Source organism: Flavobacterium sp. CHNK8 (genome assembly GCF_019774515.1).
In the GTDB taxonomy this organism is placed as follows: domain Bacteria; phylum Bacteroidota; class Bacteroidia; order Flavobacteriales; family Flavobacteriaceae; genus Flavobacterium; species Flavobacterium tiangeerense.
The window spans coordinates 1,566,011-1,592,872 of sequence record NZ_CP081492.1 but is presented as its reverse complement, the minus strand read 5'-3'; the positions used below and the strand labels follow the sequence as shown (position 1 = coordinate 1,592,872).

Annotated in this window: 32 protein-coding genes and 1 pseudogene; 17 read left to right on the top strand and 16 right to left on the bottom strand. The window is 31.9% G+C overall.

Going from position 1 to position 26,862, the window contains the following annotated elements; genetic code table 11:
* Positions 1-75: 75 nt before the first annotated feature.
* Positions 76-987 carry a bifunctional UDP-sugar hydrolase/5'-nucleotidase gene (locus K5V07_RS06675; protein WP_221916871.1) on the top strand — a complete coding sequence of 304 codons (912 nt, stop codon included), beginning with the start codon at positions 76-78 and terminating at the stop codon, positions 985-987.
* 28 nt (positions 988-1,015) lie between these two features.
* Here the strand turns inward: K5V07_RS06675 and K5V07_RS06670 are convergent, their stop codons facing one another.
* The 7 genes and pseudogenes from K5V07_RS06670 to rpsF form a co-directional block, all read right to left on the bottom strand.
* Positions 1,016-1,720, bottom strand: a complete 705-nt coding sequence (locus K5V07_RS06670; protein ID WP_221916870.1) for a hypothetical protein — start codon at positions 1,718-1,720, stop codon at positions 1,016-1,018.
* 1 nt (position 1,721) lies between these two features.
* Complete coding sequence (gene ligA / locus K5V07_RS06665) at positions 1,722-3,722, bottom strand: NAD-dependent DNA ligase LigA (protein WP_221916869.1); 2,001 nt, start codon at positions 3,720-3,722, stop codon at positions 1,722-1,724.
* 73 nt (positions 3,723-3,795) lie between these two features.
* The gene (locus K5V07_RS06660; protein WP_221916868.1) at positions 3,796-4,269 is read right to left on the bottom strand and encodes a DUF6495 family protein; all 474 of its coding nucleotides are present in this window, start codon (positions 4,267-4,269) and stop codon (positions 3,796-3,798) included.
* 120 nt (positions 4,270-4,389) lie between these two features.
* Positions 4,390-5,001: pseudogene (locus K5V07_RS06655) on the bottom strand (TonB-dependent receptor); the annotation flags it as partial.
* 144 nt (positions 5,002-5,145) lie between these two features.
* On the bottom strand, positions 5,146-5,586 hold the full coding sequence (gene rplI / locus K5V07_RS06650) for a 50S ribosomal protein L9 (RefSeq protein WP_144891850.1): 441 nt from the start codon (positions 5,584-5,586) through the stop codon (positions 5,146-5,148).
* 64 nt (positions 5,587-5,650) lie between these two features.
* A complete protein-coding gene (gene rpsR, locus K5V07_RS06645) occupies positions 5,651-5,947 on the bottom strand; it encodes a 30S ribosomal protein S18 (RefSeq protein WP_086454224.1) in 297 nt (98 codons plus the stop codon).
* Positions 5,948-5,952: 5 nt separating this feature from the next.
* The gene (gene rpsF / locus K5V07_RS06640) at positions 5,953-6,294 is read right to left on the bottom strand and encodes a 30S ribosomal protein S6 (RefSeq protein ID WP_035671622.1); all 342 of its coding nucleotides are present in this window, start codon (positions 6,292-6,294) and stop codon (positions 5,953-5,955) included.
* A gap of 162 nt (positions 6,295-6,456) precedes the next feature.
* Between rpsF and K5V07_RS06635 the strand changes: the two genes are divergently transcribed.
* Complete coding sequence (locus K5V07_RS06635) at positions 6,457-7,152, top strand: LytTR family DNA-binding domain-containing protein (RefSeq protein ID WP_086454225.1); 696 nt, start codon at positions 6,457-6,459, stop codon at positions 7,150-7,152.
* 12 nt (positions 7,153-7,164) lie between these two features.
* Here the strand turns inward: K5V07_RS06635 and priA are convergent, their stop codons facing one another.
* From priA to nadC, 4 genes are all read right to left on the bottom strand, one after another.
* Complete coding sequence (gene priA, locus K5V07_RS06630) at positions 7,165-9,615, bottom strand: primosomal protein N' (protein ID WP_221916867.1); 2,451 nt, start codon at positions 9,613-9,615, stop codon at positions 7,165-7,167.
* A gap of 70 nt (positions 9,616-9,685) precedes the next feature.
* Entirely contained in the window at positions 9,686-10,114 is a 429-nt protein-coding gene (locus K5V07_RS06625; protein ID WP_182648306.1) for a DUF2147 domain-containing protein, read from the bottom strand.
* Between the two features lie 63 nt (positions 10,115-10,177).
* Positions 10,178-11,086, bottom strand: a complete 909-nt coding sequence (locus tag K5V07_RS06620; protein WP_144891857.1) for a YihY/virulence factor BrkB family protein — start codon at positions 11,084-11,086, stop codon at positions 10,178-10,180.
* The gene (gene nadC, locus K5V07_RS06615; RefSeq protein ID WP_221916866.1) at positions 11,083-11,940 is read right to left on the bottom strand and encodes a carboxylating nicotinate-nucleotide diphosphorylase; all 858 of its coding nucleotides are present in this window, start codon (positions 11,938-11,940) and stop codon (positions 11,083-11,085) included. The genes K5V07_RS06620 and nadC overlap by 4 nt, the downstream gene beginning before the upstream one ends.
* Positions 11,941-12,198: 258 nt before the next feature.
* On the opposite strand from nadC, the gene K5V07_RS06610 reads away from it, so the two are divergent.
* From K5V07_RS06610 to rlmH, 3 genes are read left to right on the top strand one after another with little or no spacing between them, the layout of a single operon-like run.
* Positions 12,199-12,654: a hypothetical protein gene (locus tag K5V07_RS06610; RefSeq protein ID WP_221916865.1), complete on the top strand. Its 456-nt coding sequence runs from the start codon at positions 12,199-12,201 to the stop codon at positions 12,652-12,654.
* A gap of 33 nt (positions 12,655-12,687) precedes the next feature.
* Positions 12,688-13,179 carry a CIA30 family protein gene (locus K5V07_RS06605; protein WP_221916864.1) on the top strand — a complete coding sequence of 164 codons (492 nt, stop codon included), beginning with the start codon at positions 12,688-12,690 and terminating at the stop codon, positions 13,177-13,179.
* A 29-nt stretch (positions 13,180-13,208) separates the two neighbouring features.
* Entirely contained in the window at positions 13,209-13,682 is a 474-nt protein-coding gene (rlmH, locus tag K5V07_RS06600; RefSeq protein ID WP_221916863.1) for a 23S rRNA (pseudouridine(1915)-N(3))-methyltransferase RlmH, read from the top strand.
* Between the two features lie 9 nt (positions 13,683-13,691).
* Here rlmH and K5V07_RS06595 read toward each other — a convergent pair whose 3' ends face one another.
* Together K5V07_RS06595 and folP are read right to left on the bottom strand one after the other, a co-directional pair.
* Complete coding sequence (locus K5V07_RS06595; protein WP_255577764.1) at positions 13,692-14,150, bottom strand: hypothetical protein; 459 nt, start codon at positions 14,148-14,150, stop codon at positions 13,692-13,694.
* Between the two features lie 3 nt (positions 14,151-14,153).
* A complete protein-coding gene (folP, locus tag K5V07_RS06590; RefSeq protein WP_221916862.1) occupies positions 14,154-14,978 on the bottom strand; it encodes a dihydropteroate synthase in 825 nt (274 codons plus the stop codon).
* Between the two features lie 159 nt (positions 14,979-15,137).
* Between folP and K5V07_RS06585 the strand changes: the two genes are divergently transcribed.
* The 5 genes from K5V07_RS06585 (at position 15,138) to tpiA (ending at position 18,693) form a co-directional block, all read left to right on the top strand.
* Entirely contained in the window at positions 15,138-15,683 is a 546-nt protein-coding gene (locus tag K5V07_RS06585) for a DUF1599 domain-containing protein (RefSeq protein WP_086454826.1), read from the top strand.
* Positions 15,684-15,702: 19 nt separating this feature from the next.
* The gene (locus K5V07_RS06580) at positions 15,703-16,803 is read left to right on the top strand and encodes a BT_3928 family protein (protein ID WP_221916861.1); all 1,101 of its coding nucleotides are present in this window, start codon (positions 15,703-15,705) and stop codon (positions 16,801-16,803) included.
* 181 nt (positions 16,804-16,984) lie between these two features.
* On the top strand, positions 16,985-17,176 hold the full coding sequence (locus K5V07_RS06575; protein ID WP_144891873.1) for a cold-shock protein: 192 nt from the start codon (positions 16,985-16,987) through the stop codon (positions 17,174-17,176).
* A 217-nt stretch (positions 17,177-17,393) separates the two neighbouring features.
* Positions 17,394-17,894, top strand: coding sequence for a TlpA disulfide reductase family protein (locus K5V07_RS06570; protein WP_221916860.1), 501 nt, complete (start codon positions 17,394-17,396; stop codon positions 17,892-17,894).
* Positions 17,895-17,940: 46 nt separating this feature from the next.
* Entirely contained in the window at positions 17,941-18,693 is a 753-nt protein-coding gene (gene tpiA / locus K5V07_RS06565; protein ID WP_221916858.1) for a triose-phosphate isomerase, read from the top strand.
* Positions 18,694-18,744: 51 nt separating this feature from the next.
* Here the strand turns inward: tpiA and K5V07_RS06560 are convergent, their stop codons facing one another.
* Positions 18,745-19,968 (bottom strand): porin, encoded by a 1,224-nt coding sequence (locus K5V07_RS06560; protein ID WP_221916857.1) that lies wholly within the window; start codon positions 19,966-19,968, stop codon positions 18,745-18,747.
* 92 nt (positions 19,969-20,060) lie between these two features.
* Here K5V07_RS06560 and prmA point away from each other — a divergent pair, with 92 nt between their 5' ends.
* From prmA to K5V07_RS06540, 4 genes are all read left to right on the top strand, one after another.
* Complete coding sequence (gene prmA / locus K5V07_RS06555; RefSeq protein ID WP_221916855.1) at positions 20,061-20,897, top strand: 50S ribosomal protein L11 methyltransferase; 837 nt, start codon at positions 20,061-20,063, stop codon at positions 20,895-20,897.
* A gap of 42 nt (positions 20,898-20,939) precedes the next feature.
* A complete protein-coding gene (locus K5V07_RS06550; protein ID WP_182648279.1) occupies positions 20,940-21,215 on the top strand; it encodes an ATP-dependent Clp protease adaptor ClpS in 276 nt (91 codons plus the stop codon).
* Positions 21,216-21,308: 93 nt separating this feature from the next.
* Positions 21,309-22,580 (top strand): sterol desaturase family protein, encoded by a 1,272-nt coding sequence (locus K5V07_RS06545; RefSeq protein WP_221916853.1) that lies wholly within the window; start codon positions 21,309-21,311, stop codon positions 22,578-22,580.
* Between the two features lie 9 nt (positions 22,581-22,589).
* A complete protein-coding gene (locus tag K5V07_RS06540) occupies positions 22,590-23,261 on the top strand; it encodes a lysoplasmalogenase (RefSeq protein WP_221916852.1) in 672 nt (223 codons plus the stop codon).
* A gap of 44 nt (positions 23,262-23,305) precedes the next feature.
* On the opposite strand, the gene K5V07_RS06535 is transcribed toward K5V07_RS06540, so the two are convergent.
* Positions 23,306-23,722 carry a DUF6691 family protein gene (locus K5V07_RS06535; protein ID WP_221916850.1) on the bottom strand — a complete coding sequence of 139 codons (417 nt, stop codon included), beginning with the start codon at positions 23,720-23,722 and terminating at the stop codon, positions 23,306-23,308.
* 13 nt (positions 23,723-23,735) lie between these two features.
* Positions 23,736-24,296 carry a YeeE/YedE family protein gene (locus K5V07_RS06530; RefSeq protein ID WP_221916849.1) on the bottom strand — a complete coding sequence of 187 codons (561 nt, stop codon included), beginning with the start codon at positions 24,294-24,296 and terminating at the stop codon, positions 23,736-23,738.
* Positions 24,297-24,465: 169 nt separating this feature from the next.
* Here K5V07_RS06530 and K5V07_RS06525 point away from each other — a divergent pair, with 169 nt between their 5' ends.
* From K5V07_RS06525 to K5V07_RS06515, 3 genes are all read left to right on the top strand, one after another.
* Complete coding sequence (locus tag K5V07_RS06525; RefSeq protein ID WP_221916848.1) at positions 24,466-24,915, top strand: 2-dehydro-3-deoxyphosphooctonate aldolase; 450 nt, start codon at positions 24,466-24,468, stop codon at positions 24,913-24,915.
* A gap of 145 nt (positions 24,916-25,060) precedes the next feature.
* Positions 25,061-25,879: a 3-deoxy-8-phosphooctulonate synthase gene (kdsA, locus tag K5V07_RS06520; protein WP_221916847.1), complete on the top strand. Its 819-nt coding sequence runs from the start codon at positions 25,061-25,063 to the stop codon at positions 25,877-25,879.
* Positions 25,880-25,942: 63 nt separating this feature from the next.
* On the top strand, positions 25,943-26,743 hold the full coding sequence (locus K5V07_RS06515) for a hypothetical protein (RefSeq protein WP_221918151.1): 801 nt from the start codon (positions 25,943-25,945) through the stop codon (positions 26,741-26,743).
* Positions 26,744-26,862 lie beyond the last annotated feature (119 nt).

The window sequence follows — 26,862 nt, the reverse complement described above, 5'->3', positions numbered from 1 at the left end:
CTGCGTTTACAGCAAAAAAAATAAAAAGAAATCCTAATTCATTTTCAAGAAAATCAATTAGAAAAAATATACACGATGAAAAGAAGAGAATTTATAGAAAAAACTGCTGCTGGATCAGCATTATTGAGTTTAGGTTTATCCCTAAGTAGTTTTGATACAACCACAGCAAAACAGCTTACCATTTTACATACTAATGATGTTCATAGTTATATAGATCCATTTCCTGCTGATCATCCGCGTAATGCAAACATGGGCGGAGTAGCACGAAGAGCTGCTCTTATTGAAAGCATTAGAAAAGAAAATCCGAATGTACTTCTACTAGATGCTGGTGATATTTTTCAAGGCACACCCTATTTCAATTACTACGGTGGTGAACTGGAATTTAAATTAATGAGTATGATGCAGTATGACGCCTCTACCATAGGTAATCATGATTTTGACAATGGCGTTGATGGACTGCGCGCTCAAATGCATCACGCAAAATTTGAATTTCTTTCGGCCAATTATGATTTTAAAAATACAGTTATGGATGGATTTGTAAAACCATTCAAAATTTTTAATAAAAACGGCATTAAAGTTGGAGTTTTTGGACTAGGAATTGAACTTGCAGGACTTGTAGATAAAGGCATGTATAAAGAAACTGTTTATAATGATCCTCTAGAAATAGCTCAAGACATGGTTCGAGTTTTAAAACAAGAAAACAAATGCGATATTGTGATTTGTTTGTCTCATTTAGGTTATAAATACAAAGACGAAACAAACAAAATTTGTGATTTGAAACTTGCCGAACTTACTCAAGATATTGACTTGATTATAGGCGGACACACCCATACATTTTTAGACAAACCTTCGGTGGTAAAAAACAAACTAGGAAAAGATGTATTAGTGAATCAAGTTGGATGCTACGGAATCAATTTAGGTAGAATTGATTTTTATGTAGACAATGACAAAATAAAAGCTTTTGAAGGAAAATCAATAATAGTTTAACTTTACTTTTAATTTCAAAAATGACTAACTATTGCACTCTATCTTTATGAATATTTTCTGTATCAATTACAAATCTGTAAAATGCATAATAACTACTAACATATAGTACCATTCCTAGCGGTCTAAAAAAAGTGGGTGGAAAAGTTGACAAAAAACATTTTTCAATAAAAACTGTGAAATACAATGCCGTAAAGAGGAGTCCATAAATATACAACCAAGGTGAATCGTTGTTATCATTCATAAAATAATTTGATATTACCAGCCCTGCCATAATTGATATTACAATGTTTTGAATCACTATTCCATAAAAACTTGATGTATTAATTTCATCTGCAATAGAAAGTAGGTAAGAAAAAATAAATAAAGTGGGGATAATTGCTATTACCACTGGGATAAAATCTTTCACTTTATTTATTTTTATAATGTAAGTAATGAGTAATGACCTATGTATAATATAACCCGCTAGCGCTGCAAGGGAAAAATAAGATGAATTAGGTATTAACAAAACACTCACAATAAATAAAAAAACACTAGCTAAAATAAAAAGTGTATTTCTAACTTTTGAAGTAATTAAATATAAGATTAAAATCAAAAGGGCTATCAAAGGTTTAAATGCAAAAAGTATCGGTTCAAATGAGGACAATTCTGCAATAACCTCAATTAATGCAATAACAAACATAAAAGCTATTAATGCCTTTTCGATCAAACTACTTTTAACATTATAAATTTTCATTTTATGGTTTTAAAAGGTTCAAAAAATCCTCTTCAGAAATAATAGAAACGTTTAACTTTGTGGCCTTATCCAGTTTTGCCGGGCCCATATTATCTCCCGCAACAACATAATCTGTTTTGGCTGAAATAGAACTACCTACTTTTCCTCCATTGTCTTCTATCGCTTTTTTTAATTCATCTCTTGAGAATTTTTCAAAAACACCCGAAACAACAAATATCTTTCCTGAGAAAATTGTGGTTGCATTTGGATTCACATTTTGAATCACTTCAAATTGAACACCAACATTTTTTAACTTATCTATTATAGCAATATTATTTTCATTTTCAAAAAAAGAAACAACACTTTGTGCAATACGCTCCCCGATTTCATCAACTTGTATTAAATCTGATATTGTTGCAATTTGCAAAGCCTCTATGTTCTTATAGTGAAGTGCTAATTTTTTGGCTACAGTTTCTCCGACATACCGTATCCCTAATGCATACAGAACTCGTTCAAAAGGTATGTTTTTTGAATTCAACACACCATTTACTAGATTTTCTGCAGATTTTTGAGCCATTCGCTCCAAGGGTACAATTTGTTCCACCTTTAGATCATAAAGATCAGCATAATTTTGAACCAAATTATTATTGAAAAGTAGCGCAACCGTCTCACCTCCTAACCCCTCAATATCCATTGCCTTTCTGGAAATAAAATGCTGTATTCTACCAATAATTTGAGGAGGACAACCATAAAAATTAGGACAGTAATGATTGGCTTCTCCTTCATTTTTTATTAACTCGGTTTTGCATTCAGGACAGTGCGTGATATAAATTGTTGGTATTGTATTTTCAGGTCTAAAACTCAAATCAACTGCAATAATCTTTGGAATAATCTCTCCACCCTTTTCAACAAATACGGTATCTCCAACTCGAATGTCTAATTTTTCCATTTGATCGGCATTGTGCAAGGAAGCTCTTTTAACCACTGTTCCTGCCAGTTGTACAGGAGACAAATTTGCAACTGGAGTTATAGATCCAGTTCTACCAACTTGGTACGAAATCGAGTTTAATTTAGTAGAAACCTGCTCTGATTTGAATTTATACGCCATTGCCCATCGCGGAGATTTGGCTGTATACCCTAATTCTTCTTGGAAATAAAATGAATTAACTTTTATAACAACGCCGTCAGTTTCATACGGTAAATCATGACGGTGTACGTCCCAATACGTTATAAAATCAAAAATCTCTTCTAGATTGTTTGCTAATTGAGCTTCTTTGGGCACTTTGAAACCCCAATCTCTTGCCACATTTAAACTATTAAATTGCGAATCGAAAGGCAAATCACTACCTATTATAAAATACAACAAACAATCTAAAGGACGTTTAGCAACTAGGGAGCTATCTTGCAATTTTAAACTCCCTGAGGCAGTATTTCTTGGGTTTGAATATGGAGTTTCTCCAATTTCAATCAAATCTTGGTTCATTTTTTCAAAACCAGCAAATGGCAAAATTATTTCTCCCCGAATGTCAAATTTTGCGGGATAATTACCTTTGAGTTGCAAAGGAATCGTTTTTATGGTTTTAATGTTTTGTGTTACATCATCCCCTTGAAATCCATCGCCACGAGTAACTGCTTTTTGTAATTTTCCATTTTCATACGTTATACTTATCGAAGCACCATCATATTTTAGCTCACAGGTATAAGAAATAGGAACATCGCCCAAAACTTTTTTTAATCGAGTTTCCCAACTGATAAGATCTTCTTTAGAATAAGAATTATCTAAAGAATACATGCGATGTTCATGTGCTACGGTTTGGAAATTTTTAGTTATTGTACCTCCTACTCTTTGTGTAGGCGAGTTTTTATCTTCAAATTCCGGATGCTTACTCTCAAGTTCTTGTAGCTGTTTTAATTTTAAATCAAATTCATAGTCAGTAATAACAGGATTATCTAAAACATAATAATTGTAATTATGCTGATGCAACTCTTCTCTTAGTTGTTGAATTGTATTTTGAATATTCATGGAAATAAAAATTGGCTATCTTAGTACGTGAAATAAGGTACTAAAATAACCAATTTAAAATTTAAACAATGAATTATCCCTCAATAATTGTATTTATTTGCTTGTATAATTGACCGTCACTTAAAAAAGAGCCTTGCTGAATCAACTCAAAAATTGAAGAGTTGCGTTCCTCAGTAAATTCTTTTTTACCTACTTTCATTTCAATGGTATCTGTAAACATATTGTCGCTAAGCCATTGCAATCCCTCACGAGTTAAAAAATCAACTTCCGGAACCAGAGATTTCAAAACAATAGATTGTACATGTGTATCAAAACAGTGAAAAAGAAAAATATGATTTTTAGAAAAATGTTCTAAATAAGTTGCTTTAGAAAGTACACCTTCCCAAATCAAATCTGAGAAAACATCCAATTCTTGTTCAGCCACTTCTGGTTTTTCAGCTTTAATTTTATCCCACTCTGCTTTATCAATAGCTTGAGTGGCTAAAAAATTTGTAAATTCTTGCGTCAGTTCTTCAAACTGCTCTTTGGTCAATCGAGAATATTTCATTGTATAATTGTTAATCTAAAATTATAATTCAAAAATGCTTTTTTGCGAATGCAAATTTAAAACTTAATCATAAAAAAAGCCTTCTTTTTCAAGAAGGCTTTCAATTAATTTCTAAATAGACTAGAAAATATATCTAATTCCAAACTGTGCTTGCCATCTTGATAATAAACTAGCATCGTAATTGAAGGTTTTAGTTTGCGTTCCATTAAAAGTATAAGTAGGAATTTTTGTGTTTTGATCAACAGTAACTCCTATTGGTTGTATACTTGTAGGCACCTGAACTAATCCCCAATCAGAATTTAATAAATTTCCAACATTTAAGATATCAATACTAAACTGAATAGTATTTGTTTTATCTGAACTGGCAGAAGGTTTAAAATTATAATCTTGGATTAATTTCATATCCCATTTTCCTCTCCATGGTGCTAATGCTCCATAACGCTCAGCATATTGACCTCTTCTTTCACTTAAATATTTATCTTGATTGATAAAAGCATCAAATGCTGCACCTTGTCCTGCTCCACTAAATGTCATAGCACCAATTTCAGCAGTCGTAGGTACATAAATTAAATCATTATTAACAGATCCGTCATTGTTAATATCACCTCCGTAAATATAATTAAAACGTCCTCGTTGAGCATACTCAAAAAATGTAGAAACTGTGGTAGCCCATTTGTCGTTTGTACCGTATTTCCATTTTTTAGATGCTACACCAATAAAACGGCGCGTATCTCATTAAAATTCATGTTAGTGTTTTTAAATATCAGTTTTTAGAACTATGCATTTTATAACAATCTAATTGATCTAACTCATAGCAAAAAAAAATCACTCCGAAGAGTGATTTTAATAATTCTTTAACAAAAAGTTAAGAAATTTTTATTTTTCTGCAACGATTTCATAGTCTAATTCAACTATAACATCTCTATGTAAACGAACACTTGCATTGTATTTACCAGTACGTTTTACGATACCGCTAGTGATAAATTTTCTATCAATTGTTTGACCACCTTTAGCTAATGCTTCAGCAATGTCAATATTAGTGATAGAACCAAATAATTTTTCACCACCTGCTTTAGCAAATATTTTAATTTCAATAGCTTTTAAAGCTTCACCTAAAGCTTTTGCATCAGCAACTACTTTAGCTTCTTTGTGAGCTCTTTGCTTTAAGTTTTCAGCTAATACTTTCTTTGCAGATGAAGTAGCTAATTGAGCAAATCCTTGTGGAATTAAAAAATTACGACCATAACCGTTTTTTACAGTTACTACATCATCTTTAAATCCTAAATTTTGAACATCTTGTTTTAAAATAAGTTCCATGTTGTTGTCCTTTATTATAGAAGTTAGGTTTCATGATTAGAAAACCAACAACTGAGTTTTAATATTATTTAAGTAAATCCGCCACGTAAGGCATCAAAGCAATGTGACGTGCTCTTTTCACAGCAACTGAAACTTTTCTTTGGTATTTTAATGAAGTTCCTGTTAAACGACGTGGTAAAATTTTACCTTGCTCATTAACGAATTTCAATAAGAAATCAGCATCTTTATAATCAATATACTTGATACCTGATTTTTTGAAACGACAATACTTTTTAGTTTTGTTAGTTTCTATGTTCAAAGGCGTTAAATATCTAATATCTCCGTCTTTTTTTCCTGAAGCCGATTGTTGTAATGTTGCCATAATAATTAAGCTTTTGTAGATTTTAATTTAGTTCTTCTTCTCTCAGCCCATGAAATAGCATGTTTATCAAGACTTACAGTCAAGAAACGCATTACTCTTTCGTCACGTCTAAATTCAGTTTCAAAAGCGATAAGAACCTCACCAGCTACTTTGAACTCGAATAAATGGTAAAACCCACTTTTCTTGTTTTGAATTTCGTAAGCCATTTTTTTAAGACCCCAGTCTTCTTTAGACACCATTTCAGCACCTCTACTAGTAAGAAAATCTTCAAATTTGCTTACTGTTTCCTTCACCTGAACTTCAGATAAAACGGGATTTAAAATGAAAACAGTTTCATAATGATTCATAAAAATATATTTATTGTTAATTTGGGTGCAAAAGTAATAAAAAATTTAAATAAAAAAATATTTTTGTTGTTTTTATCGACGTAAAGTAAAAAAATCCGATTAATTGAAACAACTTAAATTAAAAGTAGTATATTTACACAATCTAATAAATAAAACTTTATTATGAAATTAAATTGTGTAGTAGTTGATGATAGTTCTATACAAAGAATGATTATCGCAAAGTTAGTAAATAACCATCAAAATCTTAATCTTCTTGGAGATTTCTCTAATGCTATTGAGGCTAAAAATTATATGTCTATCCATGATGTTGACCTTATATTCTTAGACATTGAAATGCCTGTAATCAGTGGGTTTGATTTTTTAGATGGTTTAAAAACGAAACCACAAATCGTTTTCATTACATCAAAAGCAGAGTATGCCATGAAAGCATTTGATTATGATGCTACGGATTATCTTCAAAAACCAATTGCAATAGACCGTTTTAATGCAGCAGTTAAAAGAGCAATTGACAATTACCAATTAAAGAAAGAAAACAAGGAAGAAGAAGGAGAACATATATTCATAAAAAGTAATCTAAAAAAACTTAAAATTTTTACTTCTAAGATTAAATGGATCGAAGCCTTTGGAGATTATGTAAAAGTAGTTACAGAAGACGACAGTAATTTAGTTCTCTCTACTATGAAAGCTTTTGAAAACGATTTACCCAAAGATAAATTTGTTCGCGTACATAAATCATATATTATCAATATAGACAAAGTAGAACGATTTAACAGCAAGTTTGCTGAAATAGGATCAACTAAAATTCCATTAAGTCGTCATAAAAAAGAGGATTTAGTAAAAGCTTTATCTTTTACCTAAATCATTATACTATTAATAGTAGTCAACATTTAAAATTACTTTAATCGCTCTAAATTGCGCAACAGCCTCAAAACTATTCATTATTTTATGGATAGTTTTTTTTGTGTTTACTAGAGATGTAGTATTCGGAATTTTAATAAGTATCGTACGTATATATTCATTCCTAATTCTACTTATTGCAGGTTCCTCTGGCCCTAATACTGGCATATTCAAATTTTGACTTAATACCTGATACAACCAAGCTGAACCTTCGTTAACTTTGTCATAATTACGCTGTTTAAGTGTTATCTTGATTAACTTAAAATAAGGCGGGTATTTATAAATTTGACGGTCATACAGTTGTTCCTGATACATTCCGTTGTAATCATTATGAGTTACCTGTTGTATTGTATTATGATTGGGATTATAGGTTTGAATAATTACTTTACCTTGTTTTACAGATCGTCCCGCACGTCCTGCAACTTGAGTCATCATCTGGAAGCTTCTTTCAAATGCTCTAAAATCTGGGTGAAATAACATATTATCAGCGTTCAAAATCCCAACTAAAGTAACATTATCAAAATCCAACCCTTTGGCAAGCATTTGAGTACCAACTAAAATATCGATTTCTCTATTTTTAAAACTATCAATAATTTTTTCAAAACCAAATTTTCCTCTTGTAGTATCTTGATCCATCCTACCTATTTTTGAATTTGGAAACAAAACAGCTAATTCTTGTTCTATTTGCTCCGTTCCAAATCCTTTTGTAATCAAATCCAAACTTGAACAAGCATGACAATTTGTAGGCTTAGCCATACTATAGCCACAGTAATGACAGCGCAATTGATTCTTATTTTTATGAAATGTCAAACTTACATCACACTGCTGGCAATGAGGTACATGCCCACAAGTAATACACTCCATTACAGGAGAATAACCTCTCCTATTTTGAAACAAAATAACTTGCTCGCCTAAAACTAGTGCATCCGTAATAGATTGAATAAGATCATCACTAAAATGACCTTGCATTTTCTTTCTAAAATACTTATCTTTTAAATCAACTAATTCTATTTGCGGCATCATCACATTTCCATGACGCTGGCTAAGCTCTACCAGTCCAAACTTACCTGATTTAGCATTGAAATAAGTCTCTAAACTTGGAGTAGCAGATCCTAATAAAACCTTAGCTTTATGGGCTTGCGCCAAAACTATGGCTGCATCACGTGCGTGATAACGTGGCGCAGGATCAACTTGTTTGAAAGTTTGTTCATGTTCTTCATCAACAATTAGTAATCCTAAATTTTGAAAAGGTAAAAACAAAGCCGACCTGGCTCCTATTATTACCTGTGCTTTATCAGATTTTTGTAAAACTTGATTCCAAACCTCAATACGTTCATTATTATTATACTTTGAATGAAAAATAGCTACTTTATCACCAAAATAAGCTCTCAACCTGCCCACTAACTGCGTAGTCAAGGCTATCTCTGGAAGTAGATACAAAATTTGATTTCCTGATTTAAGGTATTCTTCTATGAGCTTTATGTAAATTTCGGTTTTACCGCTAGAAGTTACTCCATGCAATAAGCACACCTCCTTAGTAGAAAAATCAGCTTTAATTTCACTTAATGCAAGCTGCTGATACGTATTTAATTCTAGCAAATCCTCAGTCAATTTACCTTCAAAAAGCACTCTGTCTTGTTGCAAATAATAATCTTCAAAAATCTCTTTCTCAATTAATGCCTTAACAATTACAGAAGACGAATGGCTTACTTCAATTAATTTTTTTACAGTAATAGGTTTCTTTTCAGTTGCACTTATTTGAAAATAAGACATCACAACATCTCTTTGCTTTGCAGCATTTTTTAAAGTTTCTAACAATTTATTCAATCCCTGATTCGAATCAAATTTAGGATGCAATCGAACATAGCGAACCAACTTAGGTTTGTAATTTTCTTGAACTTCTTCATGAAGAACTAGAATATTTTTATCTACTAATTTTTGAATAACAGGAAAAATATTTTTTTTATTCAAGATGGAAATAATATCCTGAATTTTCAATGAACTTTGTTGCTGAAGTGCTTCGTAAACAAGGAACTCATCATCTGATAATTGATTAGGATCAACAAAAGAATTACTTTTTTGCGAGATAACTGTTTCACTCTCTAGAAGCAAAGCGCTTGGCAATGCTCCTCTGTATACATCCCCAATAACACACATATAGTAGGATGAGATCCATTGCCAATGCTGAATTTGAATTTCAGTTACTATAGGAGCTTCATCAAGAATTTGGTTTATGTCTTTAGCGTCGTATAGCGAAGGTTGATTTTGATGAATTTCTATAACAAGTGCCGTGTAAACTTTACTTTTCCCAAACGGAACGGCAACTCGCATTCCCTTTTTTAGAAAATGGAATTCAACTTCAGTTACAGCGTAAGTAAAGGTTTTAGCTAAGGAAAGCGGTAAGATTACTTCAACAAAATACATCAATTTTACAATTAAGAGTTATGAGTTTGAGTTATGTAATATAGTAAACTCATAACTCTTATTGTTTTTATTATCTAACTCTATTCCAGGTTTGTGTTCTTCCAAACAAAGATACACCAATGTAACCGCGAACATTTAGTTTGTCATTCCCTTCAAGAGCAATAAAACATTTATACTGCTTACCTGTAACCGGATCCAAGATTTTTCCTGAATTGTATTCTTTACCATCTTTTTTAAGACCTTTGATGATAACTAAACCCATAATAGGTTTATTTTTCTCTTCTCCTGTACATGCTGTACAAACACTTTTCTTCTTTTCTACATCAATAATATCAATGATTTTACCATAAATCATCCCTGATCGTTCGTAAATTTCTACAATAGATTTGGCTTTGCCGGTTTCATCATCAATAGTTTTCCATTTTCCTAAAACCGATTGATTTTGACCATAAAAACACACGGAAAAAAATAATGCAATAATTGTAATCGTATTTTTCATTTTCTTGATTTTTGCACCTTTTATTAGGCGACGCTGTCCAAAACAGCTTTTATAATTAAACACTTACTCACTCTTTAATTTCAACTTATTGATGGTTGCATTCAACTCAAATCCCAAAAGCAAAATCATGCAATTGATCCAGATGTAAAACATCAATATTAATAAGGTTCCTATTGAACCGTACAATTCATTGTATTTTGAAAACTTTACAACCCAAATACCAAATAGATATGAGTCTAAAATGATCAAAATTGTGGTAAAAACTGAACCAATTGATATGAAAGCCCTATTTTTATCATGTTTTGTTCCAAATTTAAACAAAATGGAAGTAGTCATTAAAATCATCAAAATAACGAAGGCATACCTTCCTAGAACTATCAATTGAATTTGATCACTAAAAACTGTCTTCTGCAAAAGCACTTCAAATACAACGATAGTTGCAACCGTTACGATTAACAAAAAAGACAACAACATTGACATTCCCAAAGCAACAATATATTGTCTAATAAAACCTCTTTTTACCAGTACATGCCTAGAAGTTTCAAAACCTCCTAAAATTCCATTTAATCCATTTGCCATTAAAAAAATAGACAAAATAAATCCAGATGACAATAAACCTGAGTCACTGTTATTTAAAATATCACTTATTATTTTATAAATGGCATCATACGTATTTGGCGGCACTCCATCTTTTACAAATAGCAAAAAATCTTCTTGAAAACCATCAATAGGTATGAACGGAATAAGATTTAATATAAACAACGCAAAAGGAAACAAAGCCATAAAAAAACTAAATGCAACAGCACTAGCATGATAGGTTACCGCACTTTCAATAATCCCTATAACGTACAGTTCAATTAAATAATAAAGAGACAAGCCTTGTAGCCATGGTAGTTTTATTTTTTTTAAACCAATAACTACATTCCTTATAAGAGGAATTTCAAGTAATCTGTCTTCCGTTTTTTTACTCATATTGCTTTTAAACTCAAATCCATGTTATAAACTGAATGTGTTAAAGCCCCTGATGAAATATAATTTACGCCACACTCTGCATAATTACGGATCGTTTCTTCATTAATATTGCCTGATGATTCTGTCAAACACTTAGATCCAATTAAAGCTACTGCTTTTTTAGTATCCTCAAAATTAAAATTATCAATCAATATTCTGTAAACTCCATCGTTTTCCAAAATTTCTTTAATTTCTTCTAAATTTCGAGCTTCTACTATAATCTTTAAATCTAGATTATTAACCTCTAGAAATGCTTTAGTTTTGGCTATAGCCAAAGAAATGCCACCTGCAAAATCATTGTGATTATCCTTAAGCATTATCATATCATACAAGGCAAAGCGATGATTTTCCCCTCCTCCAATTTTTACGGCCCATTTTTCACAAGCTCTAAAGCCTGGTGTTGTCTTTCTAGTATCTAGAATTTTTGTATTTGTACCTTCAAGCAAAGCAGCAAACTTCTTAGTTTTTGTTGCTATAGCTGACATGCGTTGCATGGCATTCAAAACAACGCGTTCTGATTTTAAAATGGATTGAGAACTACCCGATACATGAAACACAACATCTCCTTTAACTACAGCAGCACCATCTTCAATAAAGGTTTCAACAATCAAACGAGGATCAACATATTGAAAAACCATTTTTGCAAATGCTACTCCTGCAATTACTCCATCTTCTTTTACTAATAATTTAGCTTTACCGCTAGCCGTCTCAGGAATACAAGCTAAAGAGCTGTAATCACCAGGCCCAACATCTTCTCTAATGGCATTTTCGATAAGTAATTGTAACTCTTCTTGAAATTTTTCTTCGCTAATCATAGTAAAAAATTTAACTGCTAAAGTAAGATATTATTTCTCTAAAATAAAACATCTCAAGCGCCTTATTTTAAAAACTGTTGCTTAAAAGTGTAACCAATTGATATTTTGACTAATCCCCTTTTTCAATACGAATCAAATAAAAAAATGCAACCATCAATAAACTTGAAAATATTCATCAACAAGATTTGAAATTTAAGAAAGCCTCCTTGTGAAACTTTGTGAATTTTGTATCTTTGAAATGAATTTTTTGAACCTATCATGAAAAAAATATACGCTTTAGCACTCCTATCTAGCTTGTTAATTGTTTCTTGTAAAAAAGAAGCCGAAACAACTCCTAGTCTAAAAAAGAATGTAGTCCCATTTACTGAAGTGGGAAATCAAATGAAAAATGAAGCCGCAATTGCAAATCAGCCTCAACAAAAAGTATTAACAAACTCGGTGCCAAATTCTGCTCCTGTACAAAAAGGTATGAATCCTGCACACGGACAACCAGGTCATCGATGTGATATTCCTGTAGGTGCACCTTTAAAAAGCACTCCTGCTCCTAGCACTACAACACCTAGACCACAAACTGTAACTGCACCAGTAAACACAGTTACAACTGTTACAAAACCTGCAGAAAACACTGTTACTCCCGAAGGGATGAATCCTCCTCATGGTCAAGAAAACCATAGATGTGATATTGCTGTAGGAGCTCCATTACCTAAACAATAGTTGTTAGGACTTTAATTATTTATACACTTGTAGATGAAACCATTACTGCTATTTCATTTTGATCATAGTTGTGACTTGTCACAATGGAGAATTGTAAATGACTCTGTGATGGGTGGTATATCTAGTAGTTTCATTATCTGTAATACCGATGGGAAAGGCCTCTTTAATGGAACTGTTTCATTAGAAAATAACGGTGGTTTTTGTGCTGTAAAATACACTTTTGATTCGTTATCATTGCAAGATGCAAAGTCATTTTCTGTGAGATTAAAAGGTGATGGAAATGTATTTCAATTTAGGGTGAAAAATAAAATAAGCGAAGCTCATTCTTATGTTTTTGCATTTGAAACCACAACAGATTGGCAAACTATAAATGTTCCCATCAGTGAATTGAAACCTGCGTTTAGAGGACAAAAACTGAACTTACCTGCATATGATGGAAAACAACTTCAAGAAATTACTTTCTTAATTGGCAATAAAAAAAACGAGACTTTTGAGTTAGTAATAGAAAGCATTTCTATCATATAGGTATTACAATCGCCAAGAAAAAAAATCAGATGAATATCAAACTAATAGCCATTGGCAAAACAGATAATAAAGAATTGCAATCTTTAATTAATGATTATACCAAACGATTGTCCTTTTATATCAAATTTGATTTAGAAATTATTCCTGACATCAAAAATGTAAAGAATTTATCTGAAAGTCAGCAAAAAGAGAAAGAAGGCGAATTGATTTTAGCAAAAATAAATCCTACTGATCAACTTATTTTGCTAGATGAAAATGGGAAAAATTTTTCGAGTGTACGTTTTTCAGAAGAACTACAAAAGAAAATGAATTCAGGTGTAAAAACTCTAGTTTTTGTTATTGGCGGTCCTTATGGATTTTCAGATACTGTTTATGCTAAATCACAAGGGAAAATATCATTGTCTTTAATGACTTTCTCCCATCAAATGGTTCGGTTGTTTTTTATCGAGCAATTGTATCGCGGCTTCACGATTTTAAGAAACGAACCGTATCATCATCAATAATTATTTTGTTTAAAGTTTTCTTTGTTTGAAGCTTAGAGAAATCTCATTATTCTTATTGAAAAATATGATGGTTCCATTTGGTTTTTCCATTTTATAATACACATTTGTAAAAGGAATAAAAGCTAGATTTTTACCGATCGTATCTGCATAGGAATAGTAATTTTCGGCCTTTTCATTTTTGTGCGCTTTATCTTCTCGCTTTTTTTGTTGCAATTTTATTATTTCTGGGATTACGAGTCGTAACGGCAAGCGTTTGTCAATATTTAAAATCCAATTGGTCGAAATAATACTGTTTTTCCTATTCACTACCGCAAGTGTATCTTTACCTTTTGTCTCAAAAAAAATATAAATAGGTGATAAATCAGTTACATCCTTAACAATTGTCACATTAGACTTTGGTAACAAAACCTGCTCTTGTTTTCCGCATGAAAATAGCACAAATAATGCAAATACTGTAAAATATTTCATCTCTTAAGAATTAAGCTTGTTGTACAAAGTCACACATTCCATAGCTTCTTTAACATCGTGTACGCGTAGAATTTTGGCTCCCTTTGCTAATGCCAAAGTATTCATAACGGTTGTGCCATTGAGGGCATCCTGCGCCGTAATATTTAATGTTTTATAAATCATTGATTTTCTGGAAACTCCTACTAAAACAGGTACATTTAAACTAGAAAATAATTCTAATTTACTAAAAACTTCAAAGTTTTGAGTAGTTGTTTTTGCAAAGCCAAAGCCTGGGTCTACAATTATATCATTGATTCCTAATACTCTAGCTTGTGCTACTTTTTCAGAAAAATAAAATATTATTTCTTTTACAATATCATCATAATCAGTGAGCGACTGCATAGTTTGAGGATTTCCCCGCATATGCATCATTATATAAGGAACGTTATACTTAGCGATGGTTTCAAGCATTTTAGTGTCTAAATTCCCTGCGGCAATATCGTTTATTAGGGCTGCGCCACTCTCAAGTGTGGCCCGAGCAACTTCGCTTCTAAAGCTATCTATGGAAAGAATTGCATCTGGAAAATGTTTTAGAACCAAATCTACAACAGGCACAATTCTAGAAATCTCTTCCTTTTCCGAAACAAATTCAGCATTTGGCTTACTAGAATACGCCCCAATATCTATAAAAGTTGCACCTTCAATCCGCATCTTCTCGACTTGAGAAAGAATATCAGATTCATGTTTATATTTTCCTCCATCAAAAAAAGAATTAGGTGTTACATTTAAAACTCCCATTACTTTGGGCGTTGATAAGTCAATAAGTAATCCTTTACAATTAATAGTCATTATATGTTTTTCAGTGTTCGTTTGTAGGTAAAAGTTCAAATGCCAACATCATTTACATTCAAGCATGATAATCAAAGTATGGTTAAGCGTTTTTGTACTTTGTACTTCAATCTTAATTCTTTACTTTTGAAAAAATTTGAATACAAATATACATCAATAATGAAGAATACTTCAAAAGAATATGACGGGGTTATAACCATCTGTAGAACCCTATTTGTTAACAAAATGAAAGATTACGGTTGTGCTTGGCGCATACTTAGACTACCATCGTTAACAGATCAAATTTACATCAAAGCCCAAAGAATTAGAAGTTTACAAGAAAATGAAGTTCGTAAAATTGATGAAGATGAAACAGGTGAATTTATAGGAATTATAAACTACTCCATCATGGCTTTGATTCAACTAGAGCTTGGAGTGGTAGATCAACCCGATTTAGAAGTGACACACGCTACTCAATTATACGATGCTAAAATTGAATTGACTAAAAAACTCATGGAGGATAAAAATCATGATTACGGAGAGGCATGGCGTGAAATGCGCGTAAGTTCTCTTACTGATTTGATTTTACAAAAATTACTTCGCGTGAAGCAAATTGAAGACAATAAAGGAAAAACATTAGTCTCTGAAGGCATTGACGCTAATTATCAGGACATGATAAATTATGCTGTTTTTGCATTAATTTTAATGGGTTTTGGAAATAAATAAGAACTACTAAGTACTCAATATGAAAAATATAATAACTCAATTTTCAAGAATTTTTGTTGGAATCCTATTCATTATTTCAGGATTGATAAAACTCAACGATCCGATAGGCTTTTCATACAAACTAGCGGAATATTTTAGCGAGCCCGTGTTTAATATGCCTGTTTTTATACCGCTTTCATTATCACTAGCCTTATTCCTTGTGATTCTAGAGGTGGTTTTAGGGATCATGTTGCTCATTGGTTACAAATCTAAATTTACAATTTGGAGTTTACTCATCTTAATTGTTTTATTTACTTTCTTGACCTTTTACTCTGCTTATTTTAATGTGGTCAAAGATTGTGGTTGTTTTGGCGACGCTTTAAAACTAACACCTTGGCAATCCTTTACAAAGGATGTAGTATTACTGTTCTTTATACTTGTCTTATTTTTCAACAAAAAACTAGTGAAACCATTATTTCCTAGAATTCTTCAAAACGCTATTTTTATATTGAGCATCTTAGCTTGTTGCTTCTTGGGATATTGGGTATTAAATCATTTACCTGTCATTGATTTTAGACCTTACAAAGTGGGGAATAACATTCAAAAAGGAATGCGAATTCCTGATGGTGCTCAAAAATCAGTTGTTGAAATGATTTTCATTTACAAAGTGGGTGGTGTAGAAAAAGAATTTACCGAAAAAGATTTGATGTCAATTCCTGCAGGTGCTGTTTTTGTGGATCGTAAAGACAAAGTAATTTCTGAAGGGTACGTACCTCCTATTCATGATTTTACAATGGAAAAAGACGACACTGATTATAAGGATGAATTTCTTCAAGAACCAAAACTCATCATGATTACAGCGTATGACTTAGATTTAGCCGACGCAACTGGGATGCAAAAAGCAGAAAAGCTAAAACAAGAGGCTGTAGCCAAAGGATATAAAGTAATAGGTTTAACTGCCTCTGCTCCAGAAAAATTAGAGTCTGCCAAGAAAAAATTCAATTTTACATTTGACTTTTATTTTTGTGATGCCATTACGGTTAAAACCATTGAAAGAGCAAATCCAAGTATCATAATTCTAGATAGAGGAACTGTCATTCAAAAAGTTCATCATAATGATATTGATCAATTAAAATTATAATTTCATCCTATGTTTCAAGAAAAAAGTCTTAAAGTAAATACCCTTTAAGACTTTTTTGTTTTTGTAGCTTTTTGAAGAAATACTACATTATTATCAAGCATTTTTAATCTTTATAACTTTAAATAGAGTTACTATCAATTTTAATTGTAATTTTATTCTTTATTAATAAAAAAACAAAAACATGAGTAAAGGAGTAGTTAAATTCTTCAATGAAGCTAAAGGGTTTGGATTCATTACAGAAGAAGGTTCAGGAACAGATCATTTTGTACATATTTCTGGTATAGTAGATCAAATTCGCGAAGGTGATACAGTAGAATTTGAATTAGAAAATGGAAAAAAAGGATTAATTGCAGTCCAAGTTGTAGTAATCTAACATTAGGTACACTAAAAAATTAAAGCTCGTTGGTTTTTCCATCGAGTTTTTTTTTGCTTCAAGCTCTCATTCTGAAATAGCGATACATCAAAATAATTGTACGATCTTAAACTATATCGATATTGTAGTATTAATTTCGAAAAATGACATCAAATTCTATTTTTAGGACTACAGCTTTCAAATTCTTTGATTAACTTTGTTTAAAACAAATATAAAAATGAAAAAAATAATAGCTTTATTGGTAGTATTTGCAACCTTTTCTTGCACTACAAATGCTCAAAAAACTGAATTCACAAAGAAAGCATTGACCGAAACATTGTTAGCAACTAATGGCAGTCAAGTAGCATTCAAAAACATTCTAAAAAAACACAAAGGAAAAACACTTGTTATAGAAGTATGGGCTTCATGGTGTGGTGACTGTGTAAAAGCAATGCCTAAATTAAAAGAGCTTCAAGCAAATAATCCAGATGTGAGCTATTTATTTATATCAATGGATAAAACTGCAGATAAATGGAAAGAAGGTATTGAAAAACATCAACTTAAAGGAGATCATTACATGGCTAATGACCAAATGAAAGGTGTATTTGCTAAAGAAGTTGATGTTGACTGGATTCCGAGATACATTATAGTGGACAAAAATGGAAAAATTGTTTTGTACCGAGCTATAGAGACAGATTTTGAAAAAATAAATGAAACTTTAAAAAGTTTAAAAAAATAACAATCAAAATGCTTTTAGCATTATAAATTTATAAGAAAACCGAACCATGAGAAAAAAAATTGTAGCTGGAAATTGGAAAATGCATAAAAATGCAGAACAAACTGAGGATTTATTGAACGAGTTAATTGCAAAGTTACCAACTGAAACAAATGCACATGTTATGGTTGCACCTACATTTGTTAACCTAGCATCAGCAGTGGATCACTTAGAGTTTACCAATATTGAAGTTGCAGCTCAAAATCTTCATGCAGCAGAGGGCGGTGCATTTACTGGAGAAATTTCGGCAGATATGTTGAAAAGTGTAGGTGTTACAAATGTCATCTTGGGTCATTCAGAAAGAAGAGCTATGTTTCATGAAACTGACGCTGTAATTGCTGCAAAAGTGGATACTGCATTAAGACACGAAATGACTGTTTTATTCTGCTTTGGCGAAGAATTAAAAGACAGACAAACTGGAAACCATTTCAATGTAGTAGAAAATCAATTGCGTGATGGATTGTTTCACATTGAAGCAAAAAATTGGGACAAAATTGTTTTGGCTTATGAACCCGTTTGGGCAATTGGAACTGGAGAAACAGCATCTCCAGAACAAGCACAAGAAATGCATGAATTCATAAGAGAAACCGTAAGAAAATCTTTTGGAAATGATATTGCTGAAAATGTATCTATACTTTACGGTGGTAGCGTAAAACCAGACAATGCTGTTGAAATATTCTCAAAGCCAGATGTTGATGGAGGATTAATAGGAGGAGCAGCATTAAAAGCTGATGATTTTGTTGCAATTGTAAATGCAATATAAATCCATATAATCTTAAACTAAAAGCGGTACATTCTAAATGCACCGCTTTTTTTATATCCCAATTTCTATTTGAAAGCGCAAAAACCAATTGTTTCTTTTGTCACCATTATAATAATTAAGTGCATCAAAAGTGAGTTCACTTTGTACTTTAAAAGCATGTTCCCAAATATACTTGGTCACACCGATACTGTATTGTTTGGAATTTGGAGATAAAGTTTTAATATCATCACCCACTTTTTGATTGGAGAAACGACCTATTAATTCATAATTTGATGGAAAATTATAACTCAATTGATAATCAAATCCTTCACCAACAAAAGCATAACTCACCTGAGAAATATCTAATGGATTGATAGTAATTGCATTTTTTGATGTTGAACGTGACATATAACTCGACATTGCAGCCCACCCATTGTACTTGAACATGGCATCAATCAAAACTGATTTCATAGTTCTTTCTTGGAATAAATCATTTCCAAGTTGACCTTGTGTACGTTTTGCATTATTATTTTGCTGAAAAGCACCAGACAACATAAATTTAGGTTTCTTTTCGCGAACAATATCTCCCTCAAAATAAGTCCCATCTCTTGAAAAAGCTCCAAACGGCAATAGCTCTACTTTTGTGGTTACTGCAATACCTGCATCAGCATTTCCGGTTATATTACGTCCTTCTCCAGTTGATAACGCTCCTTTGAAATTATAAGAAAAATCATTTTGAAATTCATTGATATTGTGCACCTGAAAACCAAAATCCCTATCAATTGTAAACTTAGAATTATTAATTGATCTGTCTGTAAGTTGCAATCCTCCCGAGGAATTTACACGTTGCCTATTGCCGGGAAGTTTTGTTTGACCAAAACTTAAATTCCAATTTTTGTTCGGTCTATAAAAAACAACTGCGTCCCTAATTATATTTAGATTTTCACCATCTTTGATTTCGCCTACATCACCCGGAGCAAATGAAAGTTGAATAGCATATAAAAACTTTGGCGAACCCACATATCCATCAAAACGCAATCTCAACCTGCGTATTTGACCGTCAAAACCAGCTGCTTCATCATCATTATTAATGTAAGATACTCTGTTTTGTAAACGGAATCGAATATTCATTTGAAATAAACTATCTGGAGATGTAATTCCAATACCTTTTCCAAAACTATAATAAGGCAAAGCTGATAATTTTAAATCATTATCCTGCTTGTTTTGTTGTATTGAAACCTGAGCAAAGACAACTACTCCAGTCATAAGGAATAGCAGTAAAATAAGTTTTTTCATTATAAAACACTGTTTGATGCACAAATGTAAAATAAATTTTAAATTACAAATGCCAATTAGTGCGTGATTCTTACCTTTGCAAAAAAACTATCATGTCAAACATATATATTGGGTATCATTTTACAATAAACCCAAAAGAAATCGGATCTGAAATATTAATAGCTGAATTAGGCGAAAAAGCATTTGAAAGCTTTACCGAAACTGAAAATGGAATTTCCGCTTTTGTTCAAAAGGATTTGTGGGACGAAATGATTTTGGATGACATTCAAATATTGCAATCTGAGGAGTTTACAATTGATTACACTTTTGAAGAAATTGAGCAAGTAAACTGGAATGAAGAATGGGAAAAAAACTTTGATCCTATTGATGTCGATGGAAAATGCCACGTTCGAGCGCCTTTTCATCCAAAAACCGATGCAGAATATGATATCATTATAGAACCGAAAATGAGTTTTGGAACGGGTCACCATGAAACTACACACATGATGATTCAGCATTTATTAGAAATAGATGTTACCGGAATGAAAACACTTGACATGGGTTGTGGTACCGCCATTCTTGCCATTCTTGCCGAAATGAAAGGAGCTCAACCGATTGATGCTATTGATATAGACAACTGGTGTTATCTTAACTCAATAGAAAATGCAGAACGCAATAATTGTACTCATATTACCGTTTATGAAGGTGAAGCTGCATTACTTGAAGGTAAAAATTACGATTTAATAATTGCAAATATCAACCGTAACATTTTACTTAATGACATGAGTGCGTATGTAAAGAGTTTAAACACAAACGGAACCTTGCTCCTAAGCGGCTTTTATGAAGAAGACATCCCTTTTATTGATGCTTCTTGTCAAGAAAACGGTTTGAAATATGTCAAAAAATTTCAAAGAAACAATTGGGTCTCTTTAAAATATGTAAATGAGTAGTATTATTTTTTTATTAATTACGAAAGTATAAAAACCTACAAAATGAGTATTAAAGAAAAAGTAAGAGAAAGAGTAAGTTTAAAAGAATTAATTAGTTTAGACAATGAAATAGTAGTTTACAACGATGATGTAAATACTTTTGAGCATGTAATTGAAACTTTAATCCGAGTTTGTAATCATACTCCCGAACAAGCAGAACAGTGTTCATTAATTGTACACTATAATGGGAAATGTACCGTAAAAACAGGCCCATACGATAAATTAAAACCACAATGTACTCAATTATTAGAAGCAGGGTTAAATGCGGAGATAATTTAAGAATAATAAAACTTCACTTTATGAAATAAAATACTGTGAATAATTCATAAACATTCTCTTTTATTCTATATTTGAATAAAAAAAAGTGTTTTTATGGAAGAATACGGTAAAATTTTAGTTTTTGTAATGCCTGTCTTTTTGATATTGATTATTATCGAGAAAGTTTATGGGCATTACAAAGGGGAAGACACTTCACCTAACATGGATTCTGTTTCAAGCGTAAGTTCTGGAATGGTTAACTCCTTAAAAGATGTTTTGGGGCTTAGCATAACCCTAGTTTCATACGATTGGATTGTATCTAAAATTGCTTTATTCAATCTTGAAGCTACGTTTTTAACCTATTTTATTGGATTTGTAGCTATTGATTTTTATGGCTATTGGAGCCATCGTTTGTCGCATCAAATTAATTTTCTATGGAACAAACATGCTATTCACCACAGTAGTGAGGAATTCAATTTGGCTTGTGCTCTACGCCAACCTGTTTCCAGTTTCGTCAATTTGTTTACCTTTTTATTAATTCCAGCAGCGCTTTTAGGAGTTCCCTCCAAAGTGATTGCAATTACACTACCGATTCATTTATTTTTACAATTTTGGTACCATACCAAACACATTAAAAAGATTGGTTTTCTAGAAAACATACTGGTTTCTCCCTCCCATCATAGGGTACATCATGCTATCAACCCTGAATATATGGACAAAAACCATTCACAAATATTCATCATTTGGGATAAATTGTTTGGTACTTTTCAAGCGGAATTAGAAAGTGTTCCGCCTGTTTTTGGTATTACGAGACCAGCTAGAACATGGAATCCAATACGGATTAATTTTCAGCATCTATGGTTACTAATTACCGATGCTTGGCGCGCCGAAAACTGGAAAGATAAGTTTACCATTTGGTTTAAACCAACTGGCTGGCGTCCAGAAAATTTTGAAGAAAAATATCCTGTTACCAAAATTACCAATGTCTACGATTTTGAAAAATACGGCGTTCAACATTCTAAAAAACTGATGTACTGGTCGTTGTTTCAAGCTATTATTACATTACTACTTATTAGTTATATGTATAATTCGATCGCAATAATAGGTTTGCCAAATGTATTTATTTATGGAGCATTCATCTTCCTTACCGTTTACAGTTATACGGAACTTATGGACACGCGTAAAGCTTCTGTGTTTTGGGAAGGTATCCGTTTTATATTTGGAATTGGACTGATTTTCTATTTTGGAGATTGGTTCGGTATGGATCAACTCTTTCCTTTTGCGAGTTATATTATTGGCGGTTACCTCTTATTATCCTTGGCTGTAACAGTATATTTTGTCAGCATAAATTTTGAAAAAGAAACAATGATTGTAGCTCAATCTTAAAACAAAACAATGAAAAGCACCATAATACTAAAAAGTTTCATTGGATTTAGTCTAGTTTACCTTTTGATAATTCTTTTTGAAAAAGAAGAAATCGCCTGGTTTTTGAAGCCATTTTTATTGCCTTTTCTAATTCTGGCAGTTTATATACATGAAAGATTTAGTACCAAAAATATTCTTTTAGCCTCTTTAACTTTGTCGTGGATTGGTGATATAATTTTGATGTTTGCTGACAAAGGAGAATTGTATTTTATTGCAGGATTGATTGCTTTTTTACTTTCGCATATTTCTTATATTATACTTTTTAGTAAACAATTAAGGATCTATATAAAGAAAAGCAAAATCATTTACTGGATAGGAGTTACAGCAATTGCCTTATATTTAATTGTAATGATGTTGATTTTGCTACCAAGTCTAGGAGACTTAAAAGCTCCTGTTTTTGTTTATGCACTAACAATTTCCATTATGTTGTTATTTGCTCTTAAAGGATTTTTAAACTGGCAAAAACCTGCCAGTATATATATTTTAATAGGCGCTATCATTTTTGTCGCTTCAGATAGTATTTTGGCCTTTGATAAATTCTATGCACCGTTAAAATGCAGTTCCTTCTTGATTATGGTAACTTATTTAATTGCACAATATTTAATTGTTACTGGCATTTTGAAACTAAACAAAAAAAAGTAGCATTTCCATAGGAAAATGCTACTTTGGTATTAAATATTTTTCAATTAATGAGGTAATTTATTTTTCAATAAACCATATAAAGAAGTTCCCAAAAGAGCCCCAAAAAGAACTATAAGAACGGTCCAAAAACCAGCACCAAGCAATATGAATATAGGCCCTGGACAAGAACCTACTAATGCCCAACCCAAACCAAAAAACAATCCGCCAATCCAGTAGCGAGCAGATCCTTTTTCTTTATCGGGAATTTCTATAGATTCTCCTTTGATGTCTTTGATATTATTTCTTTTTATGATTTGAATCCCAATAATTCCTGTCAATATAGCCACCGAAATAATTCCGTACATGTGAAAAGATTGAAACTGAAACATTTCATAAATTCTATACCAAGAAACAGCTTCGGATTTTGTTAAAACAATTCCGAAAATGAAACCAACCGCTAAAAATTTTATACTATTTTTCATTTATATATGAGAATTAATTTAGGATTAAAGGAAGTAAAAAATGAGCCATAATAAGACCCCCAATAAAAAAACCGATAACCGCTTTTAATGAAGGGAGTTGTAAATTACTCAAGCCTGAAATGGCATGTCCTGAGGTACATCCACCGGCATAACGGGAACCAAAACCAATCAAAATACCACCAATAAGCAGTATACAAATACTTTTTGGGGATTCTAAAATAGCTGTTCCAAAAAGTGCATCCGGCATTAATTTTCCGTGTGGAGCATCGATCCCAAGTTGTGCTAATTGTGCAATTGTTTTAGGATTAATGTCCACATTTGAAGCATCACTCATGAAATGAACGGCGACAAATCCACCTAACATAGCTCCAAGAACGACAACTAAATTCCAGCGTTGTGCTTTCCAATCAAAATCAAAAAACGATACTCGCTTGCCTAAACCTGCCATAGAACAAATCGAACGCAAATTTGATGACATTCCGAAAGACTTCCCAAAATAAATAAGTGCTAACATAATAAATCCTATCAGTAAACCAGAAACATACCAAGGCCATGTTTGAAAAACTATATCCATATTCTATTTATTTAATTTCTGCAAATATAATAAGCATTGATACACACTTGGAAATAAAAATTGGCTAAAGCTCTAACATAATAATTTACGACAACAAAAACCGTTATAATAAGGGTTCTGATTATATTTGTATTATCAAATCAAGATTAAACACAGAAAAATTTAAGCTATGAAAAATACACTAGTTATATTTATCCTCTTCATTACTTTATCGGGGTGTACGAGTACAAAATCTACATTACAAAACATCGATGACAATGCACCCAACTTGCAACTCACGCAGGAAAACACATTTATTATAACTGAATATAGCACGGATAAAAAATACGGTTACAATAAAGATTATCCTGTCAATATTTTTTTTAATAACACCAACAACGAAACCATTAATCAAGATCGTTTTATAAATGCACTTGCAGGACCTAAAGGAGAAAAAATCACCTTTACCAAACTAGAAAGTTGTTGCCCTTTTCCAACTAAGCGAAGTGACATGGGTGCAGGTCTCCTTGATGTTTATGAATTAAAATGGGATGGACAAAAAAAACCTATACTATTATATCTAAATATTTATGAAAAAGGAGTCATCAAAGTTCCTGTAGGTCTTACTTTAAAAAAATAATGAATTTCTGTTACTTTACTATTTAGAATTACGTTTTATAAAAAAGAATTAGCATAGTAATTTTATTAAAATCCTTTTAAAAACTTTATGATTTCATCAATTTAAAATAAATCATAACTACATTTGCAAACTGAAAACACACACTATGAATATTCAAAATATCCCACAAATCAAACATACTGACAGCGGTAATTTCTTTTTACTTGCGGGTCCTTGCGCTATTGAAGGCGAGACAATGGCTTTACAAATTGCTGAAAAACTAGTAGGAATTACTAATGATTTAAAAATACCTTTTGTTTTTAAAGGATCCTTTAAAAAAGCAAATCGCTCTAGAATTGATAGCTTTTCTGGAATTGGAGATGAAAAAGCTTTAAAAATATTGAGAAAAGTTTCAGAAACATTTAATGTCCCAACTGTAACGGATATTCATACCAATGAAGATGCTGCAATGGCGGCACAATATGTTGATGTGCTACAAATTCCAGCTTTCTTGGTAAGACAAACTGACCTTGTAGTAGCTGCGGCTAATACTGGTAAAGTTGTAAACTTAAAAAAAGGACAATTTATGAGTCCAGAAAGCATGAAACATGCTGTTCAAAAAGTATTGGATTGCCAAAACAAAAATGTAATGGTGACAGATCGAGGTACTATGTTTGGATATCAAGATATGATTGTAGATTTTAGAGGTATACCTACTATGCAACAATATGCGTCTACGGTTCTAGATGTTACGCATTCTTTACAACAACCAAATCAAACTGCAGGTGTCACAGGTGGCCGACCAGACATGATAGAAACTATTGCGAAAGCCGGAATTGCTGTAGGAGTTGATGGAATTTTCATTGAAACCCATTTTGATCCTGCCAATGCAAAAAGTGATGGTGCAAATATGTTGCATTTAGATTATTTTGAATCGCTAATGGTTAAACTTGTTGCCATAAGACAAACCATTAATAACTTTTAATTTAGAAAATTTCAATCATTGAAAAAAATAGCATTATACATCGCAATCGTAGCATTTTCAAGTATACAAATTGTAAATGCACAGCAAGACGAAAAGATTCAAGAAAGGTATACCGCTCATAATAAGGGTAAATTTTTTGTTTCATGGGGAGGTAATAGAGATAGCTATACCAAGTCTGATGTTACCTTTAAAGGAAAAGATTACAATTTCACATTAGATAATATTACTGCTGATGATAAACCGAAAGGTTGGCATATTGACTATTTGAATCCTACAAGAATGACTATCCCGCAAACTAACCTCAGGTTAGGTTATTTTATAAACGATCATTACAGCATTGCAATTGGAGTAGACCACATGAAATATGTCATGACACAAGGGCAAACTGCAAATATCTCGGGTACTATTTCAGCTGGCACTCCTTATGATGGTGTTTATAACAATAGTCCAATTGTTTTATCAAAAGATTTTTTAATGTACGAACATACAGATGGTTTAAATTATGTTAACACAGAATTTTCTCGACACGATGACATTTCTAAATTATTTAAAATTAAGAACACAGATAAAATTCAAGTTAATGTAACAGAAGGTTTAGGTCTTGGACTACTATATCCTAAAACCAATACTACATTATTAGGAAAAGAAAGACATGATGATTTTCATGTTTCAGGCTTCGGAACTTCACTTAAAGCAGGATTAAATGTTACTTTTTTTAAACATTTTTATATTCAAGGAGAATTAAAAGGAGGATATATTAATATGCCGGATATTAGAACAACAAAAAGCGCTGAAGATAGTGCATCACAGAATTTTTTCTTTTTTCAAAGAATCATTGCATTTGGAGGGATTTTTAAAGTTTAACATTACATTAACATCCAACACATAAGCTATCAAATTGATAGCTTTTTTTTTATACAAACAATTTTCAATTCAATACATAAATTTATGACCATTATTAAATTTTATTATTTAAATTTATA

Bases quoted from the DNA above. Each gene is read 5' to 3' on its own strand.
- K5V07_RS06550 (WP_182648279.1), top strand. From the start codon at position 20,940: ATGAGTATTAAAGAAAAAGTAAGAGAAAGAGTAAGTTTAAAAGAATTA.
- rpsR (WP_086454224.1), bottom strand. From the start codon at position 5,947: ATGGCAACATTACAACAATCGGCTTCAGGAAAAAAAGACGGAGATATT.
- ligA (WP_221916869.1), bottom strand. From the start codon at position 3,722: ATGAATATTCAAAATACAATTCAACAACTAAGAGAAGAGTTGCATCAG.
- K5V07_RS06625 (WP_182648306.1), bottom strand. From the start codon at position 10,114: ATGAAAAATACGATTACAATTATTGCATTATTTTTTTCCGTGTGTTTT.
- nadC (WP_221916866.1), bottom strand. From the start codon at position 11,940: ATGATTAGCGAAGAAAAATTTCAAGAAGAGTTACAATTACTTATCGAA.
- K5V07_RS06570 (WP_221916860.1), top strand. From the start codon at position 17,394: ATGAAAAAAATAATAGCTTTATTGGTAGTATTTGCAACCTTTTCTTGC.
- K5V07_RS06605 (WP_221916864.1), top strand. From the start codon at position 12,688: ATGAAACCATTACTGCTATTTCATTTTGATCATAGTTGTGACTTGTCA.
- K5V07_RS06670 (WP_221916870.1), bottom strand. From the start codon at position 1,720: ATGAAAATTTATAATGTTAAAAGTAGTTTGATCGAAAAGGCATTAATA.
- rlmH (WP_221916863.1), top strand. From the start codon at position 13,209: ATGAATATCAAACTAATAGCCATTGGCAAAACAGATAATAAAGAATTG.
- rplI (WP_144891850.1), bottom strand. From the start codon at position 5,586: ATGGAACTTATTTTAAAACAAGATGTTCAAAATTTAGGATTTAAAGAT.
- K5V07_RS06660 (WP_221916868.1), bottom strand. From the start codon at position 4,269: ATGAAATATTCTCGATTGACCAAAGAGCAGTTTGAAGAACTGACGCAA.
- K5V07_RS06610 (WP_221916865.1), top strand. From the start codon at position 12,199: ATGAAAAAAATATACGCTTTAGCACTCCTATCTAGCTTGTTAATTGTT.
- folP (WP_221916862.1), bottom strand. From the start codon at position 14,978: ATGACTATTAATTGTAAAGGATTACTTATTGACTTATCAACGCCCAAA.
- priA (WP_221916867.1), bottom strand. From the start codon at position 9,615: ATGTATTTTGTTGAAGTAATCTTACCGCTTTCCTTAGCTAAAACCTTT.
- K5V07_RS06635 (WP_086454225.1), top strand. From the start codon at position 6,457: ATGAAATTAAATTGTGTAGTAGTTGATGATAGTTCTATACAAAGAATG.
- prmA (WP_221916855.1), top strand. From the start codon at position 20,061: ATGTCAAACATATATATTGGGTATCATTTTACAATAAACCCAAAAGAA.
- K5V07_RS06575 (WP_144891873.1), top strand. From the start codon at position 16,985: ATGAGTAAAGGAGTAGTTAAATTCTTCAATGAAGCTAAAGGGTTTGGA.
- K5V07_RS06585 (WP_086454826.1), top strand. From the start codon at position 15,138: ATGAAGAATACTTCAAAAGAATATGACGGGGTTATAACCATCTGTAGA.
- K5V07_RS06545 (WP_221916853.1), top strand. From the start codon at position 21,309: ATGGAAGAATACGGTAAAATTTTAGTTTTTGTAATGCCTGTCTTTTTG.
- K5V07_RS06530 (WP_221916849.1), bottom strand. From the start codon at position 24,296: ATGGATATAGTTTTTCAAACATGGCCTTGGTATGTTTCTGGTTTACTG.
- K5V07_RS06595 (WP_255577764.1), bottom strand. From the start codon at position 14,150: ATGAAATATTTTACAGTATTTGCATTATTTGTGCTATTTTCATGCGGA.
- K5V07_RS06580 (WP_221916861.1), top strand. From the start codon at position 15,703: ATGAAAAATATAATAACTCAATTTTCAAGAATTTTTGTTGGAATCCTA.
- kdsA (WP_221916847.1), top strand. From the start codon at position 25,061: ATGAATATTCAAAATATCCCACAAATCAAACATACTGACAGCGGTAAT.
- K5V07_RS06620 (WP_144891857.1), bottom strand. From the start codon at position 11,086: ATGAGTAAAAAAACGGAAGACAGATTACTTGAAATTCCTCTTATAAGG.
- K5V07_RS06560 (WP_221916857.1), bottom strand. From the start codon at position 19,968: ATGAAAAAACTTATTTTACTGCTATTCCTTATGACTGGAGTAGTTGTC.
- K5V07_RS06525 (WP_221916848.1), top strand. From the start codon at position 24,466: ATGAAAAATACACTAGTTATATTTATCCTCTTCATTACTTTATCGGGG.
- K5V07_RS06535 (WP_221916850.1), bottom strand. From the start codon at position 23,722: ATGAAAAATAGTATAAAATTTTTAGCGGTTGGTTTCATTTTCGGAATT.
- rpsF (WP_035671622.1), bottom strand. From the start codon at position 6,294: ATGAATCATTATGAAACTGTTTTCATTTTAAATCCCGTTTTATCTGAA.
- K5V07_RS06675 (WP_221916871.1), top strand. From the start codon at position 76: ATGAAAAGAAGAGAATTTATAGAAAAAACTGCTGCTGGATCAGCATTA.
- K5V07_RS06540 (WP_221916852.1), top strand. From the start codon at position 22,590: ATGAAAAGCACCATAATACTAAAAAGTTTCATTGGATTTAGTCTAGTT.
- tpiA (WP_221916858.1), top strand. From the start codon at position 17,941: ATGAGAAAAAAAATTGTAGCTGGAAATTGGAAAATGCATAAAAATGCA.